This window comes from Tabrizicola oligotrophica (assembly GCF_011008935.1).
GTDB lineage: Bacteria > Pseudomonadota > Alphaproteobacteria > Rhodobacterales > Rhodobacteraceae > Tabrizicola_A > Tabrizicola_A oligotrophica.
Genome location: NZ_JAAIVJ010000001.1, coordinates 26,894 through 44,039, shown reverse-complemented (window position 1 = coordinate 44,039; position 17,146 = coordinate 26,894). Strand labels below are relative to the sequence as shown.

At 66.8% G+C, this 17,146-nt stretch carries 17 protein-coding genes; 13 read left to right on the top strand and 4 right to left on the bottom strand.

Translation table 11 applies throughout. The annotated features are described in order from the left end of the window. The first annotated feature begins 135 nt into the window (after positions 1 to 135). Positions 136 to 1,059 (top strand): phosphoadenosine phosphosulfate reductase, encoded by a 924-nt coding sequence (locus G4Z14_RS00210; RefSeq protein ID WP_164622731.1) that lies wholly within the window; start codon positions 136 to 138, stop codon positions 1,057 to 1,059. 127 nt (positions 1,060 to 1,186) lie between these two features. Here the strand turns inward: G4Z14_RS00210 and G4Z14_RS00205 are convergent, their stop codons facing one another. Further along, entirely contained in the window at positions 1,187 to 1,495 is a 309-nt protein-coding gene (locus G4Z14_RS00205) for an antifreeze protein (RefSeq protein WP_164622730.1), read from the bottom strand. Between the two features lie 138 nt (positions 1,496 to 1,633). On the opposite strand from G4Z14_RS00205, the gene pyrC reads away from it, so the two are divergent. The 12 genes from pyrC (at position 1,634) to G4Z14_RS00145 (ending at position 13,299) form a co-directional block, all read left to right on the top strand. After that, positions 1,634 to 2,677 carry a dihydroorotase gene (gene pyrC / locus G4Z14_RS00200; RefSeq protein WP_164622729.1) on the top strand — a complete coding sequence of 348 codons (1,044 nt, stop codon included), beginning with the start codon at positions 1,634 to 1,636 and terminating at the stop codon, positions 2,675 to 2,677. Positions 2,678 to 2,785: 108 nt separating this feature from the next. After that, positions 2,786 to 3,463 carry an orotate phosphoribosyltransferase gene (locus tag G4Z14_RS00195; protein ID WP_164622728.1) on the top strand — a complete coding sequence of 226 codons (678 nt, stop codon included), beginning with the start codon at positions 2,786 to 2,788 and terminating at the stop codon, positions 3,461 to 3,463. Positions 3,464 to 3,719: 256 nt separating this feature from the next. Continuing rightward, entirely contained in the window at positions 3,720 to 5,219 is a 1,500-nt protein-coding gene (locus G4Z14_RS00190; RefSeq protein WP_164622727.1) for a replicative DNA helicase, read from the top strand. Positions 5,220 to 5,417: 198 nt separating this feature from the next. After that, positions 5,418 to 6,467 (top strand): alanine racemase, encoded by a 1,050-nt coding sequence (alr, locus tag G4Z14_RS00185; protein ID WP_164622726.1) that lies wholly within the window; start codon positions 5,418 to 5,420, stop codon positions 6,465 to 6,467. After that, positions 6,464 to 7,240, top strand: coding sequence for an MlaE family ABC transporter permease (locus G4Z14_RS00180; RefSeq protein WP_164622725.1), 777 nt, complete (start codon positions 6,464 to 6,466; stop codon positions 7,238 to 7,240). Before alr ends, G4Z14_RS00180 begins: the two co-directional genes overlap by 4 nt. Further along, positions 7,237 to 7,983: an ABC transporter ATP-binding protein gene (locus tag G4Z14_RS00175; protein WP_164622724.1), complete on the top strand. Its 747-nt coding sequence runs from the start codon at positions 7,237 to 7,239 to the stop codon at positions 7,981 to 7,983. Before G4Z14_RS00180 ends, G4Z14_RS00175 begins: the two co-directional genes overlap by 4 nt. Before the next feature lie 150 nt (positions 7,984 to 8,133). Continuing rightward, entirely contained in the window at positions 8,134 to 8,553 is a 420-nt protein-coding gene (locus G4Z14_RS00170; RefSeq protein ID WP_164622723.1) for a paraquat-inducible protein A, read from the top strand. A 39-nt stretch (positions 8,554 to 8,592) separates the two neighbouring features. Beyond that, a complete protein-coding gene (radA, locus tag G4Z14_RS00165) occupies positions 8,593 to 9,951 on the top strand; it encodes a DNA repair protein RadA (RefSeq protein WP_164622722.1) in 1,359 nt (452 codons plus the stop codon). 18 nt (positions 9,952 to 9,969) lie between these two features. After that, positions 9,970 to 10,578 (top strand): CvpA family protein, encoded by a 609-nt coding sequence (locus G4Z14_RS00160; RefSeq protein ID WP_164622721.1) that lies wholly within the window; start codon positions 9,970 to 9,972, stop codon positions 10,576 to 10,578. A 113-nt stretch (positions 10,579 to 10,691) separates the two neighbouring features. Further along, the gene (purF, locus tag G4Z14_RS00155) at positions 10,692 to 12,179 is read left to right on the top strand and encodes an amidophosphoribosyltransferase (RefSeq protein WP_164622720.1); all 1,488 of its coding nucleotides are present in this window, start codon (positions 10,692 to 10,694) and stop codon (positions 12,177 to 12,179) included. Continuing rightward, complete coding sequence (locus tag G4Z14_RS00150; protein WP_164622719.1) at positions 12,176 to 12,550, top strand: iron chaperone; 375 nt, start codon at positions 12,176 to 12,178, stop codon at positions 12,548 to 12,550. The genes purF and G4Z14_RS00150 overlap by 4 nt, the downstream gene beginning before the upstream one ends. A gap of 92 nt (positions 12,551 to 12,642) precedes the next feature. Then, on the top strand, positions 12,643 to 13,299 hold the full coding sequence (locus tag G4Z14_RS00145; RefSeq protein ID WP_164622718.1) for an SDR family NAD(P)-dependent oxidoreductase: 657 nt from the start codon (positions 12,643 to 12,645) through the stop codon (positions 13,297 to 13,299). 42 nt (positions 13,300 to 13,341) lie between these two features. Here G4Z14_RS00145 and G4Z14_RS00140 read toward each other — a convergent pair whose 3' ends face one another. The 3 genes from G4Z14_RS00140 to G4Z14_RS00130 all read right to left on the bottom strand — a co-directional run bounded on the left by G4Z14_RS00140 (position 13,342) and on the right by G4Z14_RS00130 (position 17,057). Further along, the gene (locus G4Z14_RS00140; protein ID WP_164622717.1) at positions 13,342 to 13,683 is read right to left on the bottom strand and encodes a hypothetical protein; all 342 of its coding nucleotides are present in this window, start codon (positions 13,681 to 13,683) and stop codon (positions 13,342 to 13,344) included. A 116-nt stretch (positions 13,684 to 13,799) separates the two neighbouring features. Further along, a complete protein-coding gene (locus G4Z14_RS00135) occupies positions 13,800 to 14,804 on the bottom strand; it encodes an LLM class flavin-dependent oxidoreductase (RefSeq protein ID WP_164623468.1) in 1,005 nt (334 codons plus the stop codon). Positions 14,805 to 14,876: 72 nt separating this feature from the next. Next, entirely contained in the window at positions 14,877 to 17,057 is a 2,181-nt protein-coding gene (locus tag G4Z14_RS00130) for a calcium-binding protein (protein ID WP_164622716.1), read from the bottom strand. Positions 17,058 to 17,146: the final 89 nt, after the last annotated feature.

Sequence of the window (17,146 nt, the reverse complement as noted above, 5' to 3'; positions counted from 1 at the left end):
ACTGTTTACCGGATCGGAACAAAGCGCCACGATCCTGCCTTGCTTCCACCGCGCCTGCGCGGGACAATATCGGCAAGGCGGGACGTGTTGTCGCGCTTCAGGCCACCGCCTCTGGCCCTGCCGGAAAGTTTCAAGATGACCGATATTGATTCCTCTTCTGAAACGGCTGTCAGTGCTGCGCGTGCGGCCCTGTTCGAACGGCTGGAAGACCTGACCGCCGAGGAAGGGCATTTCGAAGCGCTGGGCGCCCGGCACTGGGCGCTGTTCGAAGATGCCGGCACCACGCTTTTCGTCACCTTCGAACAGCTGGACCCGATTCTGTCCAGCGAGGCTGGCATGCCCTGGGGTCATGGCTTTGCGCGGGAACGGGGCTGGTCGCATCTGTGCCTGATCGCCGACGGCGACAGCCATTATCGCGACGAGACAGTCTACCGCCATTTCGACCGCCTGGTCGATGACGCCTTCTTCGAGGATTTCGACCGGGTGCTGTTCTATGGCCATGGCCATGGCGGCCACGCGGCCTGCGCCTTTGCCGTCACCGCGCCGGGAGCGCAGGTTCTGGCGATCAGCCCGCGCGCCACGCTGGCCGGCCCCGAGGTTGCCTGGGACCGCCGCGATCTGGCGGCGCGGCGGCTGGATTTCACCTCGCGCTATGGCTATGCGCCGGACATGCTGGAAGGGGCGGGCAATGTCGTGGTGATCCACGATCTGACCCTGCGCGAAGAGGCGATGCATGCGGCGCTGTTCCGCGCGCCCTGGGTGACGCGGCTGAATGCCCCCCTGATGGGCGAGCGCATCGAATGGGGGCTGCGGAACATGGGCATCCTGGCGCAGCTCATTGATCTGGCGATGGATGGCAAGCTGACCCGACAGGCCTTTGCCCTTGCCTGGCGCAAGCGCCGGGCGTTCTCGCCCTATCTGCGCTCGCTGCTCGACCGGGTCGAGAACGCCCGCAAGCGCGATCGCGCCATCGCGATCTGCCGCTCGGTCACGCGGCGGTTGAAGGCCCCGCATTTCGCGCGGCGTCTGGCCAAGCTGACGGGCGAAGGGCAGGCATGACGGCGCTGCAGCCGTAGCGCACGGGCAATCCGGACCAGATCACCTCGCCGCTCGGCACCCCGGTTTGCCGCGCGGCGTCACGCCAGCACTGCAGGGTGGTCCACAGTGCCAAAGGCCGCCGCCGCTCTCACGCCGCCCCCGCCCGTTGCGACAGGCGGCGGGCATTGGCCCGGGTGCGCCGCCGCACCGGCTGCATCGCCGCCAGCGCGATCTCGGCCGGGCTGCCCCCGGCAAGGCCGGCGCGCATGGCCGCCTGTCCCGCCAGCACCCCCGCCGTCAGCTTCTCGCCGATCATCCGGCCCGCCTCGCCCTGCCCGATCGGCCAGCAGCCGGCAAAGCCCGCCAGCCGCAGGCCGATGACCATCTGCGATTCGACAAGGATCTGCCCCGCCTCAAGCGAGGCACGCCAATAGTCGAAAGGGCTGGGCAGGAACATGGGCAGGGCTCTCCGGTTGCGCTGCGGCCAGATTGCCCTGCTCCGGGCGCCCGGCGAAAGGGGGAAATTGGTCGCAATCGCGCCCTGCCATGGCAACGGGCTGGAAAGCGATCCGGCTTTGGCTTAAGGGCTTTGGCCATGACACAAAGCCTGACCCTCCGCCGCCCCGACGACTGGCACCTGCACCTGCGCGATGGCGCCATGCTGCGCGCCGTCTTGCCGGAAACCACCCGGCATTTCGCCCGCGCCATCATCATGCCGAACCTGGTGCCGCCGGTGGTGACCGCGGCCCATGCCGCCGCCTACCGCGAGCGCATCCTCGCCGCCCTGCCCGCAGGCGCGGTGTTCGAACCGCTGATGACGCTTTACCTGACCGAAGACACCGACCCGGCCGATGTCGCCGCCGCCCATGCCTCAGGCCTTGTGAAGGCGGTCAAGCTGTATCCGGCCGGCGCCACGACCAATTCGCACGGCGGGGTGCGCGACATTGCCCGCGTCATGCCGGTTCTGGAAAAGATGGCCGAGATCGGCCTGCCCTTGTGCACCCACGGCGAAGTGGTGACGGCAGAGGTCGACATCTTCGACCGCGAGGCGGTGTTCATCGACTCTGTGCTCGATCCCTTGCGCCGCCGCCTGCCCGAATTGCGGGTGGTGATGGAACATATCACGACCGAGGAAGGCGCCGATTATGCCCGCGCCGGCGGCCCCAATCTGGGCGCGACGATCACCACGCATCACCTGATCATCAACCGCAACCACATCCTCGTCGGCGGCATCAAGCCGCATTACTACTGCCTGCCGGTCGCCAAGCGCGAACATCACCGGCTGGCCCTGCGCCGGGCGGCGACGGGCGGCGAGACCTGCTTCTTCCTCGGCACCGATTCCGCCCCGCATGTCGACGCGCTGAAGGAACATGCCTGCGGCTGCGCCGGCTGCTTCACCGCGACCAACACCATGGCGCTTCTCGCCCATGTCTTCGAGGAGGACGGCGCGCTCGACCGGCTGGAGGGCTTCGCCTCGCTCCATGGCCCGGCCTTCTACCGCCTGCCGGCCAATGACACGACGCTCCGGCTGGTGAAACACGAACTGCCGCAAGCCTTCCCGGAAAAGATCCTGACCGAGGTCGGCCCTGTCACCGTCTTCAACCCCGGCTTCCCCGTGCATTGGCATGTGGAAAGCTGATTTCGCACTGGCCCAAATATCCCCGCCGGAGGCTCCTGCGGCCAAGGCCGGACGCTCCGCGGGGGATATTTGAGCCAGTATGAAAGCCTTACCCGAAAGAGAGCTGCCATGATCCCCACTGCCTTCCCGCCCGCAGAAGAAATCGCCCGCCTGACCGCCCGCGCGCTTCTGGAAATCAAGGCGGTGCATTTCAACGCCGAAACGCCCTTCACGCTGGCCTCGGGCCTGCCCTCGCCGACCTACATCGACTGCCGCAAGCTGATCTCCTTTCCGCGCATCCGCTCGGCGCTGATGGATTTCCTGACCGTCACGGTGATGCGCAACGCGGGCTTCGAGGCCTTTGACAACATCGCCGGCGGCGAGACGGCCGGCATCCCCTTTGCCGCGCTGGTGGCCGAGCGCATGGCGCTGCCGATGACCTATGTCCGCAAGAAACCCAAGGGCTATGGCCGCAACGCCCGCATCGAAGGGGCGATGACCGAGGGCCAGCGCGTGCTACTGGTCGAGGATCTGACCACCGACGGCGGCTCGAAACTGTCCTTCGTCGATGCGATCCGCGAGACCGGGGCGACTTGCGCCCATACCGCGGTGATCTTCTACTACGGCATCTTCCCCGAAACCACCCAGCGGTTGGCCGACCACGGCGTCGCGCTGCATCACCTGTGCACCTGGTGGGACGTGCTGGCCGAGGCCCGCGCCCAAGGCTCGTTTGACGAAAAGACCCTGACCGAGGTTGAGGCGTTCCTGAACGATCCCCGCGCCTGGCAGGCAGCGCGCGCCAGATAACCCCCTGCGCGACGGCGGCACAGCGGCGCAAATGCCCGGTGGACACCCTCCGGGACAGCGCTGTGGATGAATTGGGGACAAGCCCGGCTCGAATCGCGCGGCGCCGGAAGTTCCCCCCTTCGGCCACAAGATGTGGTAGGCTTGCCGCGCGCCACCACCATGACCCCGAGGCCGGCGCCGGCTTGTCCACAGGCTTTTGAGCCGATTGCCTTGACCGGTCCGATGCGGATAACACAGGCGCAGCCCGAGGATCCCCATGAACGACGTCGCCCGCCTGCCGATCTCTGCCCATCCCAATGCCGAACCCGAGGCCCTGCCCCACAACATCGAAGCCGAGCAGCAGCTTCTCGGCGCGATCCTGACCAACAACGATGTCTATGACCGCATCGCCGCGCTGGTGAAGGCCGAGCATTTCTTCGACCCGGTCCATGCCCGCATCTTCGAAAAGGCCTCGGCGCGCATCCAGAAGAACGCGCTGGCCTCGCCCGTCACGCTGAAGCCATTCTTCGAGGATGACGAGGGCCTGAAGGAACTGGGCGGGCCGGCCTATCTCGTCCGTCTCGCCGGTGCGGCGATTTCGGCCTTTGCCGCGCGCGACTATGCCCAGATGATCTATGATCTGGCGGTGCGGCGCGAACTCATTTCGCTGGGCCGCGACATCTCGGCCAAGGCCGCCAAGGTTGACCTCGCCTCCGAGCCGCGCGAGCAGATCACCGAAGCCGAACAGGCGCTTTACAAGCTCGGCGAACAGGGCGTGGCCGAACGCGGCTTCCAGTCCTTCCTGAAGGCGGCAGTCGAGGCGGTGAACACCGCCAATGCCGCCTACCAGCGCGGCGGCGGGCTGTCGGGGATTTCCACCGGGCTGATCGACCTCGACAAGAAGCTTGGCGGGCTGCACCCTTCCGACCTGCTGATCCTCGCCGGACGCCCGTCGATGGGCAAGACCTCGCTTGCGACCAACGTCGCCTTCAACATCGCCAAGGCCTACAAGCGCGGCCGCACCCATGACGGTGGCGACGGCGCGGTCGAAGGCGGCGTCGTCGGGTTCTTCAGCCTTGAAATGAGCGCCGAGCAACTCGCCGCCCGTATCCTGTCGGAAGCCTCGGAAGTCCCCTCCGAACAGATCCGCCGCGGCAACATGGAAGAACACGAATTCCGCCGCTTCGTCGATGCCGCCAAGGCGCTGGAATCCTGCCCCTTGTACATCGACGACACGCCCGCCTTGCCGATTTCGCAGGTCGCCGCCCGTGCGCGCCGCCTGAAGCGCACCCATGGCCTCGATTGCCTGGTGATCGACTACCTGCAACTGCTGAAAGGTTCGTCGTCAAAGGGCGAAAACCGGGTGCAGGAAGTGTCGGAAATCACCCAGGGGCTGAAGGCCATCGCCAAGGAACTGAACATCCCGGTGATCGCGCTGTCGCAGCTGAGCCGGACCGTGGAAAGCCGCGACGACAAGCGCCCGCAACTCTCCGACCTGCGCGAATCGGGCTCGATCGAGCAGGACGCCGATGTGGTGATGTTCGTCTACCGCGACGAATACTATCACGAACGGCTGAAGCCGCCGGAAGACGATCCGCGCTTTCCCGAATGGCTCGACAAGATGAACCGGGTGCATGGCACCGCCGAAGTCATCATCGGCAAGCAGCGCCACGGCCCGATCGGCACGGTGGAGCTGTCGTTCGAGGGCAGGTTCACCCGCTTCGGCAATCTGGCGCGCGACTACCAGAGCGACGGCCACCGCGACGTCGGGTTCTGACCGCGGCCCCCCTGTCGGGCCTGCGCCTTCAACGTGGTCAAAATATCCCCGCCGGAGGCATCCGCGGCGGCAAATCGCCCGCGCCATCCGGTCTTACCGTGGCAACGCCGCCGAGCGGGGGCTCGATGCCCCCCGAGGCGGCCCCCGTATTTGAAATTTCTCTTGACCCTACAGCCCCGCCTGTCAAAACCCCTGCCCATGTCCACAGCACACCTCACCATTGATCTCGACGCCATTGCCGCCAACTGGCGCGCGCTTGACCGGGCTTCGGCCTCGGGCGTGCAGACCGCCGCCGTCATCAAGGCCGACGCCTATGGCCTTGGCGCCAAACGGGTCGCGCAGGCGCTGGCCCGCGCCGGCGCCCGGCGCTTCTTCGTCGCCGCCGCCGAGGAAGGCGCCGTCGTCCGGCAGGCGCTGGGCCCCGGTCCGCAGATCAACATCCTGTCGGGCCACATGGCGGGCGACACCGACATGATCGGCGATCTTGACCTGACACCGATGCTGAACAGCCTCGATCAGGTCACGCGGCATCTGGAGGCCCTGCCCGGCCACGCCTTTGGCGTTCAGCTCAACACCGGGATGAACCGGCTCGGCATGGACGAGATGGAGTGGGAGGCAGTCGCGCCCTATGTGCTGGACGCCGGGCCCGAGCTTCTGATGTCGCATCTCGCCTGCGCCGATGACCCGGATCATCCGCTGAACGAACATCAACTGGCGCGGTTCCATGCCATGACCGACGGCAGCGGCGTGCCGCGCTCCTTTGCGGCGACCGGCGGCATCCTGCTTGGTCCGCGCTATCACTTCGACCTGACCCGTCCCGGCGTCGGGCTTTATGGCGGGCGGCCCTATGAGGCGGCGCTGCCGGTCACCACGCTGTCGCTGCCGATCATCCAGACCCGCGAGGTCGCCGCCGGCGAGCCGGTGGGCTATTCCTGCGCCTGGGTGGCAGAGCGGCCCTCGGTCATCGCCACGCTGGCCGCGGGCTACGCCGACGGGTTGATGCGGACGCTGTCAAACGCCGCGATCCTCTGGGATGGCTCCACCCCCTGCCCGCTGGTCGGTCGGGTGTCGATGGATCTCATCACCGCCGACATCAGCCATCTGACCGAGATTCCGCGCTATCTCGACATTCTCGGGCCGCATCAGGGCGTTGACGATCTGGCCGACAGCGCCGGCACCATCGGCTATGAAATCCTGACCCATCTCGGCGCCCGCTATTCGCGGCGCTATGTCGAGGGCGGCGCGTGACAGGCTTTCTCGCGGCCCTCGGCCGTCCGGTTCTGGCGGTTCTGGCCGCCTTTGGCCGGGTGGCGCTCTATGCCGTCCAGACGCTGGCAAGCCTGGTGCGCCCGCCGTTCTACACCCGCGAGTTCCTTGCCGCGCTCCTGCATGTCGGCTGGCTGTCGCTGCCGGTGGTCGGGCTGACTGCGATCTTCACCGGCGGTGCGCTGGCCTTGCAGATCTACGCCGGCGGCCAGCGGTTCAACGCCGAGGCGGTGGTGCCGCAGATCGTCGCCATCGGCATGGTGCGCGAACTGGGCCCCGTGCTGGTCGGCCTGATGATCGCGGCGCGCGTCACCTCCTCCATCGCCGCCGAAATCGCCACGATGAAGGTGACAGAGCAGATCGACGCCCTGGTAACCTTGTCTACCAACCCGTTGAAATACCTGACGGTTCCGCGCGTTCTTGCAGGGACGCTGACGGTGCCGCTGCTGGTTGCCGTCGGCGACATCATCGGCATCATGGGCGGCTTTCTGGTGGCCACGGGGCAGCTTGGCTTCAACAAGGCGACCTATATCCAGAACACGCTGGATTTTCTGGAAAGCGCCGATGTGGTCTCCTCGCTCATCAAGGGCGCGGTGTTTGGCTGCATCGCCACGCTGATCGGCTGCTATCACGGCATGGCCTCGGGGCGCGGCGCGATGGGGGTGGGTCAAGCCACCAAGACCGCCGTCGCCGCCGCCTCGATCCTGATTCTCGCCGCCAACTTCCTGCTGACTTCGGTGATGTTCGGATCATGATTGCGCTTTCCCATGTGACCAAGGCCTTTGGCCCGAAGCAGGTGCTGACCGGCGTTGATCTTGTCGTGCCCAAGGGTCAGTCGATGGTGGTCATCGGCGGGTCCGGCACCGGGAAATCCGTGCTGCTGAAATGCATTCTTGGCCTCGTGCAGCCCGATCAGGGGCTCATCACGCTTGATGGGCAGGATGTCCGCACGGCCGAGCGCGAGGCCTTTCTGGCGCGGTTCGGCATGCTGTTTCAGGGCGGGGCACTGTTCGACAGCCTGCGGGTCTGGGAAAATGTCGCCTTCCGCCTGCTGCGCGGCCCCTTGAAGCGGCCCAAGGCCGAGGCGCGCGCGATTGCGGTCGAAAAGCTGCGCCGGGTCGGCCTGACGCCGGAAACCGCCGATCTGTTCCCGGCCGAGCTGTCCGGCGGCATGCAAAAGCGCGTTGGCCTTGCCCGCGCCATAGCTGCCCAGCCCGAGATCATCTTCTTCGACGAACCGACCACCGGGCTGGATCCGATCATGGCCGGCGTCATCAACGATCTGATCCGCGAGATCGTGACCGAGATGGGCGCGACCGCCATCACCATCACCCATGACATGTCCTCGGTCCGCGCCATCGCCGACCGGGTGGCGATGCTGCATGACGGGGTGATCCAGTGGACCGGCCCGGTGGCCGAGATGGACAACGCGCCCGACCCCTATCTGCAGCAGTTCATCCATGGCCGGGCCGAAGGGCCGATTGCCGCCATTCGCTGAGGCCGGTTCCCCTGCCATCGCCCCAAGTCCGGCCGGCGCCTGGCCATGCCTTCACTCCGGCAGAGTGCCGCGCGCCGAAGGTGCGGGGCTGCCGGAACCGGGACAGCAACCGCGCTTGACTTTGGCTTGCGCAACCGGCGAGGTCGGGCCATGCGCTATCTGAACCTCTCGCTCCTGATCCTGTTCCCTGTCGCCTGGTTTGCGCCCCTGATGCGGGCGGCGGTGCTGCCGATCTTCGGGATGGAGGAAATCTCGGTCCTCACCGGGCTGCAATCGCTGTGGGAGACCGATGCGGCGCTGGCGCTGGTGGTCACCTTTCTGGCGGTCTTTGCCCCCATCGCCAAGGTGATCGGGCTGGCGCTGGTGGATTTCGGCCTGATGCTGCCGCGCACCTTGCCGGCGCTGCAGGTGCTGGGCAAGCTGGCCATGGCCGATGTGTTTCTGCTCGCCATCTATATCGTGCTGGTGAAAGGCGCCGGGCTGGTGACGCTTGAAACCGCCTGGGGGCTTTATCTTTTCACCGGCTGCATTCTGGCCTCGCTCCTGCTGTCGCATCGCGGCCACGGGTAAAGGCTTGCCGCGGCCGGGCTTTCGCGGCAGGAAGGGGCCATGAGCAAAGCCGGCCCCTCCTTCACCTGTTCGTCCTGCGGGGCGGCGCATCGCAAATGGGCCGGGCGCTGTGACGCCTGCGGGGCGTGGAATTCCATCATCGAGGAAGCGCCGCTCTCGGCCGGCCCCAAGGCCTTGGGCGGCAAGGGCCGCACCATCGCCCTCACCGACCTTGCCACCGAAGAAGCCCCGCCGCCGCGCGCCTCCTCGGGCATCGACGAGCTGGACCGGGTGCTGGGCGGCGGTCTGGTGCCGGCCTCGGCGATCCTAGTCGGCGGTGATCCGGGGATCGGCAAGTCGACGCTGCTGTTGCAAGCCGCTGCAAGTTTCGCCCGCAAGGGTCTGAAATGCCTCTATATCTCGGGAGAGGAGGCCAGCGCGCAGGTGCGGATGCGAGCCCAGCGGCTGGGGCTGGCGAACGCGCCCGTCGCCCTTGGCGCGGAAACCAACCTGCGCGACATCCTGACCACGCTCGAGACCGAACGCCCCGGCCTTGCCATCATCGATTCGATCCAGACCATGTGGCTCGACAATATCGAAGCCGCGCCCGGCTCAGTCAGTCAGGTCCGGGGCGCCGCGCATGAGCTGGTGACTTTCGCCAAGAAACGCGGCGTTGCGATCATCATCGTCGGCCATGTGACCAAGGACGGCCAGATCGCCGGCCCCCGCGTGGTCGAGCATATGGTCGACACCGTGCTGTATTTCGAAGGCGAGCGCGGCCACCAGTTCCGCATCCTGCGCGCAGTGAAGAACCGCTTCGGCCCGGCCGACGAGATCGGCGTCTTCGAGATGACCGGCGGCGGGTTGGCCCAGGTGCTGAACCCCTCGGCGCTGTTCCTGTCAGAACGCGGCCAGCCCAGCCCCGGCAGCGCCGTGTTCGCCGGCATCGAGGGCACAAGGCCCGTGCTGACCGAGATTCAGGCGCTGGTCGCGCCCTCCCCCCTTGGCACCCCGCGCCGCACCGTGGTCGGGCTGGATTCGGGCCGGCTCTCCACCATCCTTGCCGTGCTGGAGGCGCGCTGCGGCATTCCCTTCACCGGGCTTGACGTGTTTCTGAACGTCGCCGGCGGCATGCGGATCACCGAACCGGCCGCCGACCTGGCGCTGGCCGCCGCGCTGGTTTCGGCGCGCGAGGATGTGGCGATCCCGGCCGAATGCGTGCTTTTCGGCGAAATTTCCCTGTCCGGCGCGCTGCGTCCGGTGGGGCAGACCGAAAACCGGTTGAAAGAAGCGGCAAAACTTGGTTTCTCACAGGCGATTGCGCCCAGTCGTTCCAAGCTGGCCGCGGTGGAAGGCATGAGCGTGCGGGACATGCCCGACCTTACCGCCTTTGTCGGAGAGATGTTCGGCGCAGGCTGACGCACAAAGGAGTGACGGATGGAAGGCTTTACCTTGATCGACGGCGTGGTCGCGGTCGTGATCGTGCTTTCGGCGATCCTCGCCTATTCGCGCGGCTTCGTGCGCGAGGCCATGGCGATTGCCGGCTGGATCGGCGCGGCCATCCTCGCCTTCGTCTTTGCCGAAAGCGCGCAGCCGCTGGTCAAGGAAATCCCGGTGGTCGGCGAATTCCTGAAGGACAGCTGCGAATTGTCGATCATCGTGGCCTTTGGTGCCGTGCTGGCAGTCGGGCTGATCCTTGCCTCGCTCTTCACGCCGCTCTTGTCCTCGGCAGTGCAGGCCACCGCGCTTGGCGGGCTGGATCAGGGCCTTGGCTTTGCCTTTGGCGTGTTGCGCGGCATCATCCTCGTCGGCGTGGCGCTCCTGGTCTATGACCGGGCCGTGGCCGACAACACGGTTGCCATGGTGGACAATTCGCGCTCGGCCAAGGTCTTCGCTTCGTTCCAGGCCAATATCGACGCCGCCGTTCCCGATGACGCGCCGGGCTGGATCCTGTCGCGCTACAACACCCTGACCAAGGCCTGCGCCGACCCCGAGGCCGGCACGCCCGAGGCCACCGCCCCGGCGGAGACCGCGCCCTCGAACTGAGCGCGCGGGTCCGTCAGCGCGCACAATGCCGCGATGCGGCGGCTTTGGGGGTGACAGTCGGGCACATTCGGCCTAAATGGGGCGCAACTGCCCCCTCAGGATTCGGAGAGCCCATGCGCCGCTTCCCCGCCCACCCGTTTTCCCCGCTCGATGACCCAAATTTTGACGGGGACAAGCTGAAGGAAGAGTGCGGCATCTTCGGCGTGGTCGGCGTGAATGACGCTGCCAATTTCGTCGCCCTTGGCCTGCACGCCCTGCAACACCGCGGGCAAGAGGCCGGCGGCATCGTCGCCCATGACCCGGAACAGGGCTTCAACTCGGTCCGCCGCTTTGGCTATGTGCGCGACAATTTCACCAAGGCCGAGGTGATGAAAGACCTGCCCGGCCCGCTGGCCATCGGCCATGTGCGCTATTCCACCGCCGGCTCAAAAGGCGCGACTGCAATCCGCGACGTGCAGCCCTTCTTCGGCGAGTTCTCGATGGGCGGCGCGGCGATTGCCCATAACGGCAACCTCACCAACGCCGCCGCCCTGCGCCGCGAGCTGATCGAACGCGGCTCGATCTTCCAGTCCTCCTCGGACAGCGAATGCATCATCCACCTGATGGCGCGCTCGATCCAGAAGACCCTGGCCGAGCGCATCAAGGACGCGCTGCGCCGCGTCGAGGGTGCCTTCGCCATCGTCGCCATGACCCGCACCAAGCTCATCGGCGTGCGCGACCCCTTGGGCGTGCGCCCGCTGGTGCTGGGCCGGCTTGGCGACAACGCCTGGGCGCTGGCGTCCGAGACCTGCGCGCTCGACATCATCGGCGCGGACTTCGTGCGCGAGATCGAGCCGGGCGAGATGGTGGTGATCGAAGACGGCAAGGTGAATTCCTCGCGCCCCTTCGCCCCCGCCGCCAGCCGGTTCTGCATCTTCGAACAGGTGTATTTCTCGCGCCCCGACAGCATCATCGGCGGCCGCTCGGTCTATGAGACCCGCCGCCAGATCGGCGTGGAACTGGCGCGCGAAGCCCCGGTCGAGGCCGATCTCGTCTGCCCGGTGCCCGATTCTGGCACCCCGGCCGCCATCGGCTACAGCCAGGAAAGCGGCATCCCCTATGCCATGGGGATCATCCGCAACCAGTATATGGGCCGCACCTTCATCGAACCCACCGAGCAGATCCGCAACATGGGCGTGCGGCTGAAGCTGAACGTCAACCGCGCGCTCATCAAGGGCAAGCGGGTGATCCTTGTCGACGACTCGGTGGTGCGCGGCACCACCTCGCGCAAGATCAAGGACATGATCCTTGAAGCCGGTGCCGCCGAGGTCCACTTCCGCATCGCCTCGCCCCCGACCGCCTGGCCGTGCTTTTACGGCGTCGACACGCCGGAACGCGCGAAACTCCTCGCCGCGACGATGACCGAAGACGAGATGCGCGACTGGATCGGGGTGGACAGCCTGAAGTTCATCTCGCTCGACGGGCTTTACCGCGCCGCCGGCGAGGCGGCGGGGCGTGATCCGAAGGCGCCGAAGTTCTGCGACGCCTGCTTCTCGGGCGATTACCCGGTGGCCCCGGCCGACAAGATCGCCGAAGGCTTCGAGATGAAGGCCGCCGAATGACAGGTCGGGCCGAGGTCGACGCCTATATCGCCGCCCAAAGCCCTGCCTTCGCCGCCGCCCTGACTGCGCTGCGCGCCCGATTGCGGGCGCTTCTGCCCGACCATGTCGAATGCCTGTCCTACGCCATGCCCGGCTTCCGCCAGCCGGGAGCAAAGGGCCGCATGGTGGTGGGCTATGCCGCCTTCACCCATCACCTCGGGCTTTACCCGCATTCCGGCAGCGTGATCCCGCAGATCGACTGCGCCCCGTTCAAGACCTCGAAATCCGGCGTGCTGTTTTCGCCCGACACGCCCCTGCCCGATGCGCTGCTGACCGCCATCCTCGCCGCACGGGCTGCCGAACTTGTCGCAGCTCGCGCGCGCAAAGCCTGATCCCCGCCCCTTGCCCCTTCATCTGTTCTCAAATATCCCACGGGGGTCCGGGGGTGTGAAACCCCCGGGGCAGGCCAGCCACGGAGACCCCGATGTCCGACAAACTCGCCCTTATCACCGGCGCCTCGCGCGGCCTTGGCGCGGCCATGGCCGAACAGCTGGCGCAGAAGGGCTGGGACGTGGTGGCGGTCGCCCGCACCGTGGGCGGGCTGGAGGAGCTGGACGACCGGGTGAAAACCCTTGGCCTGCCCGGCGCGGGCAATCTGACGCTGGCGCCGATGGATGTGACCAACGAAGACGCCATGCGCCACCTCTGCCGCTCCATCCATGATCGTTGGGGCGGGTTGCAGCTTTGGGTCCATGCCGCGGTGCATGTGGCGCCGCTGTCGCCGGCCGGGTCGATCGACATGAAGGACTGGGACAAATCCGTCGCCACCAATGTCCGCGCCACCGGCAGCCTCATTCCGCTGATGGAGCCCCTGTTGCTGGAAGGCAGGGGCACGGCGCTGTTCCTTGACGATCCGCGCGGTGGCGAGAAATTCTTCGGCGCCTATGGCGCGACCAAGGCGGCGCAGATCGCGCTGGCGCAAAGCTGGCAGGCCGAGAGCGCCAGGCACGGCCCCCGCGTGGTCATCGCCGCCCCCGGCCCGATGCCGACCGCCACCCGCGCCCGCTTTTTCCCCGGCGAAGACCGCAGCAAGCTTCTGGACCCGCAGGCCGAGGCCGCGCGGATTCTCGCCAGCCTCTGACCGGCCGGCGGGCGCTTCGCTGCCCCCGCCCCCGTCCCCGCTTCAGCCCTGGACCTTCGTGCAACGGCCCGAGTTGGAAAAGCTGTTGTCATAGCCCAGCGGCTGGGCCGACAGGCTGGCCTGCGCCCCGCCCCGCACGATGTTCAGCCGGTATTTCATCCGGGTGTGCTGGTTGCGGGCGTTCTTCAGCTTGAACTCCCAGCCCGCCAGAAACTGCTCGGGCTTGTCGATCATGATCCGCGCCGCGATCGGCTTGCCGTGCAAGGCCTCGATCAGCGGACTGTTCACGCTGGCCTCTGCCGCACCGGCCTCCTGGCGGATCAGCACCTGCCCGGTCACGATATTCTGGCCCTGGGCCTTGTCGGGAAATCTGCAATCCCACACTGTTTCCACCGCCGCGGGAAACGCACTGGCGGCAAATGCCACAAAACACAAGGTTTTCAATCAATTCTCCAGATCGGATTACTCTCCCGCCAGTTGATGCGACGGGCCTGGCCCCGTCAAGCCCTGACCGGCGGTGTCAGCTCGCCCAGCACCTTCGCGGCGATTTCAAAGCTGCGCTTGCGCGCGCCGTGGTCGTGGATCGCCCCGGTCAGCAGGATCTCGTCGGGCTGGAAGCGGTCGATCAGCGCGCCAAGCTGCGTCCGCACCGTCGCCGGGCTGCCGACCGCGGCGCAGGCGAGCGCCGCCTCGATCTCCTGCCGCATCCCGTCGGGAATTTCGGACAGATCCGCGGTCGGGCGCGGCAGTTTTCCGGGCCGGCCCATCCGCAGCCGGGCAAAGGCCAGCACCTGCGAGGAGCGGAGCAGCCGGGCCTCGGCGTCGGTCTCGGCCGCGGCCAGCCCGACCGCCATCATGAAACGGGGCGCTTCGGCCATCGCCGAGGGCCGGAATGTGGTGCGGTAGATCTCCGCCGCCTCCTCCAGCTGCGCCGGGGCGAAATGGCTGGCGAAGGCATAGGGCAGGCCGAGATAGGCCGCGAGCTGCGCACCATAGAGGCTGGAGCCGAGGATCCAGACCGGCACGCCGCAGCCCTCGCCCGGAATGGCGCGCACCCGCGCCTCGGGCCGGGCGGGGCCGAGATAGGCCAGAAGTTCGGCGACGTCGTCAGGGAAGCGGTCCGAGGCCTCCAGATGCCGGCGCAGCGCGCGGGCGGTGGCCATGTCGGTACCCGGCGCACGGCCAAGGCCAAGGTCGATCCGCCCCGGATAGAGCGTCGCCAAGGTGCCGAAGGCTTCGGCCACCTGCAGGGGCGCGTGGTTCGGCAGCATGATGCCGCCGGCCCCGACGCGGATGGTCCGCGTCGCCGCCGCGACATGGCCGATCACCACCGCCGTCGCGGCACTGGCGATGCCGGGCATGTTGTGATGCTCGGCCAGCCAGTAACGGGTGTAGCCAAGGGCTTCGGCATGACGCGCCAGATCGGCGGCATGGGCCAGCGCATCGGCGGCCGTGCCGCCCTCGGGGATCGGCGCAAGGTCGAGAAGGGAATAGGCCGGAGCCATGGCTGCCTCGTCAGGGGAAACGCCGGTTCCTTGGACCACGTTCGCGCCCCGCCTGCCAGCCCCGCCCGGCGCTTAGGTCACGAATTGGACGAGGCCGAAGTTGAAATCAGCGACGTTCAGGTTTTCGATGTAGATGGTGCTGTCCAGATACGTCAGCAGGGTGTGGCTGGTGTCGCCCGTCACGTCCAGCGTGGATTCCTCCAACCCGCCAACGGACCGGAACAGAATCCGGTCGCCCAAAGCCGCATCGAACCCGACCAGCATGTCATTCCCCCAGTCGAACCCGAACTCGAACACCTCATGCGTGATCGGGGTGGAGGACAGCCCGTTGATCGTGTCGTTCCCGGCGCCCCCGATCACCGTGACCGTCGGGCCAGTAATCTGGGAATCCACCGTGATGCCGGTCATGTTGATAATGTCATCGCCAGCCCCGCCATCGACGCCGCAGCTACCGCCCGCAATGACAAGACAGAAGATGTTCATCAGGTCATCACCCTCGCCACCGAAATAGCTGCCGAAGAAGGAGGAGCCGGTGATCTCGTCATTGCCAGCCCCGGCCAGAACCGATATCTGACTGGTTGCGCTGATGACATCCACATCCACCAGATCATCGCCGTCACCGGCGTCAACGAACGTCAGGCCGAAATTGCTGAGATGGATTTCGTCGCTGCCAAGCCCACCATAGACATGCGCACCGTAGTAGTGGCCGAACCAACTGATGACATCCACAAGATCATCCCCCTCGCCCAGCACGAGATCGGCCTCCATCGACGCCCCCGAAACCGTGTCATCGCCAGTGCCGGTGTCGACGTCGAACCTCATTCCGAAGCCGGTCAGCGTGAGGCTGTCAGCGCCTCCGGCAAAATCGGCGAGGAATGTCACCCCGTCCCGCGAGGTCAGCGTCACCTGATCGGCGAAGTCCGTGAAGATCAGCCGGTCGCAGTTCTGCAAGGTATCCCCCGACAGCACGCCGGTTTCATGCAGCACACCGTCCACCGCAGCGCTGAACGCCACGCCCGCTGCCATGGCGCTGAAATCGACCAGCGCCATGCCGATGAAGGTTTCAACCCCGGTGCCGGCAAGCGCGTTCACGCTGGCGCCAAGCCCGGCCTCCACCGTCATCGCCTGCGCGCTGCCGACATAGTCGTGCAGGCCCTGCGCCTGAAACACCACATGTTCGACGTCGATCAGCCGGTCGTTCAGCGCATCGCCCGTGGAAAGCGTGCGGTCGGTCATGTCAAGCCGCACTAGGCTGGTGTAGATCACCCGGTCATTGCCGGTGCCGCCGTTCAGCACATCGGCCCCGGCCCCACCGACCAGCGTGTCATCGCCCGCCTCGCCGCGCAGCAGGTCCCGGCCCTCGCCGCCGTCCAGCATGCCGTTGCCCAGACCGCCATACAGCGAGTCATTGCCAAGGCCGCCATAAAGCTGATCAAGTTCGGCGCTGAAACCCGGAGTGAGAATGCCGCCGTAAAGCCGGTCATTGCCCGCCAGCCCCTGCAACCGGTCTTCTCCGGCGCCGCCATATAGCGCATCGCCCAGCGCCGCGCCTGTCAGCGTGTCGTTGCCCGCGCCACCTTCGACATGGGCGATGGTGCCAGCCAGCATCACCAGATCGCCAAAGGCCGAAAGCCGCAGGCCCTCGATGGCGATCCACTGGTCGCCCTCCGCCTCGCCGTTCAGCAGGCCGTCAACAAGGTTCAGCGCAAGCGCCGCGTTGGCCCCGGCATAAGAAGCCAGATCGAACCCCGCCCCGCCGTCGAGAACATCGGCGCCGGCCCCGCCCTCCAGCGTGTCGACCCCGGCATCGCCGAACAGCAAGTCGGCATTGCCGCCACCCGACAGGAAGTCATTGCCGCCGCCGCCGCGGATGTTGTCGGAGAGCCTGCCGCCAAGGGCGATGTCGTTGAAGCCGGTCAGCACGAACTGTTCGATCGAAAAGAAGAAATCGCCTGTCGCCTCGCCCGTCGACAGCGACGGGTCCACAAGGTTCAGCGTCAGCCCCGCGGCGCCGCTGCGATAGCTCAGCGTGTCGATGCCCGAGCCGCCATAGAAGAAATCCTCGCCCGCGCCGCCGTCCAGCGTGTCATTGCCCGATCCGCCGTTCAGCGTGTCGTCGCCGGCGCCGCCCTCCAGCAGATCGTGGCCATCAAAGCCATAAAGAATGTCATCGGACAACAGTCCGCGAAGGGTGTCGCTGTCGACCGTGCCAGTCAGAATGTCCGGCAGGTCGGTCCCGGTAATCAAGGCCATGACGATGTTCCCCCTGTGCGGGCGGGCCCCTGAAATCCGCCGGGCCACCCGGTCCAAATGCTGAAAGATTAGCACGGGATTGGCAAATT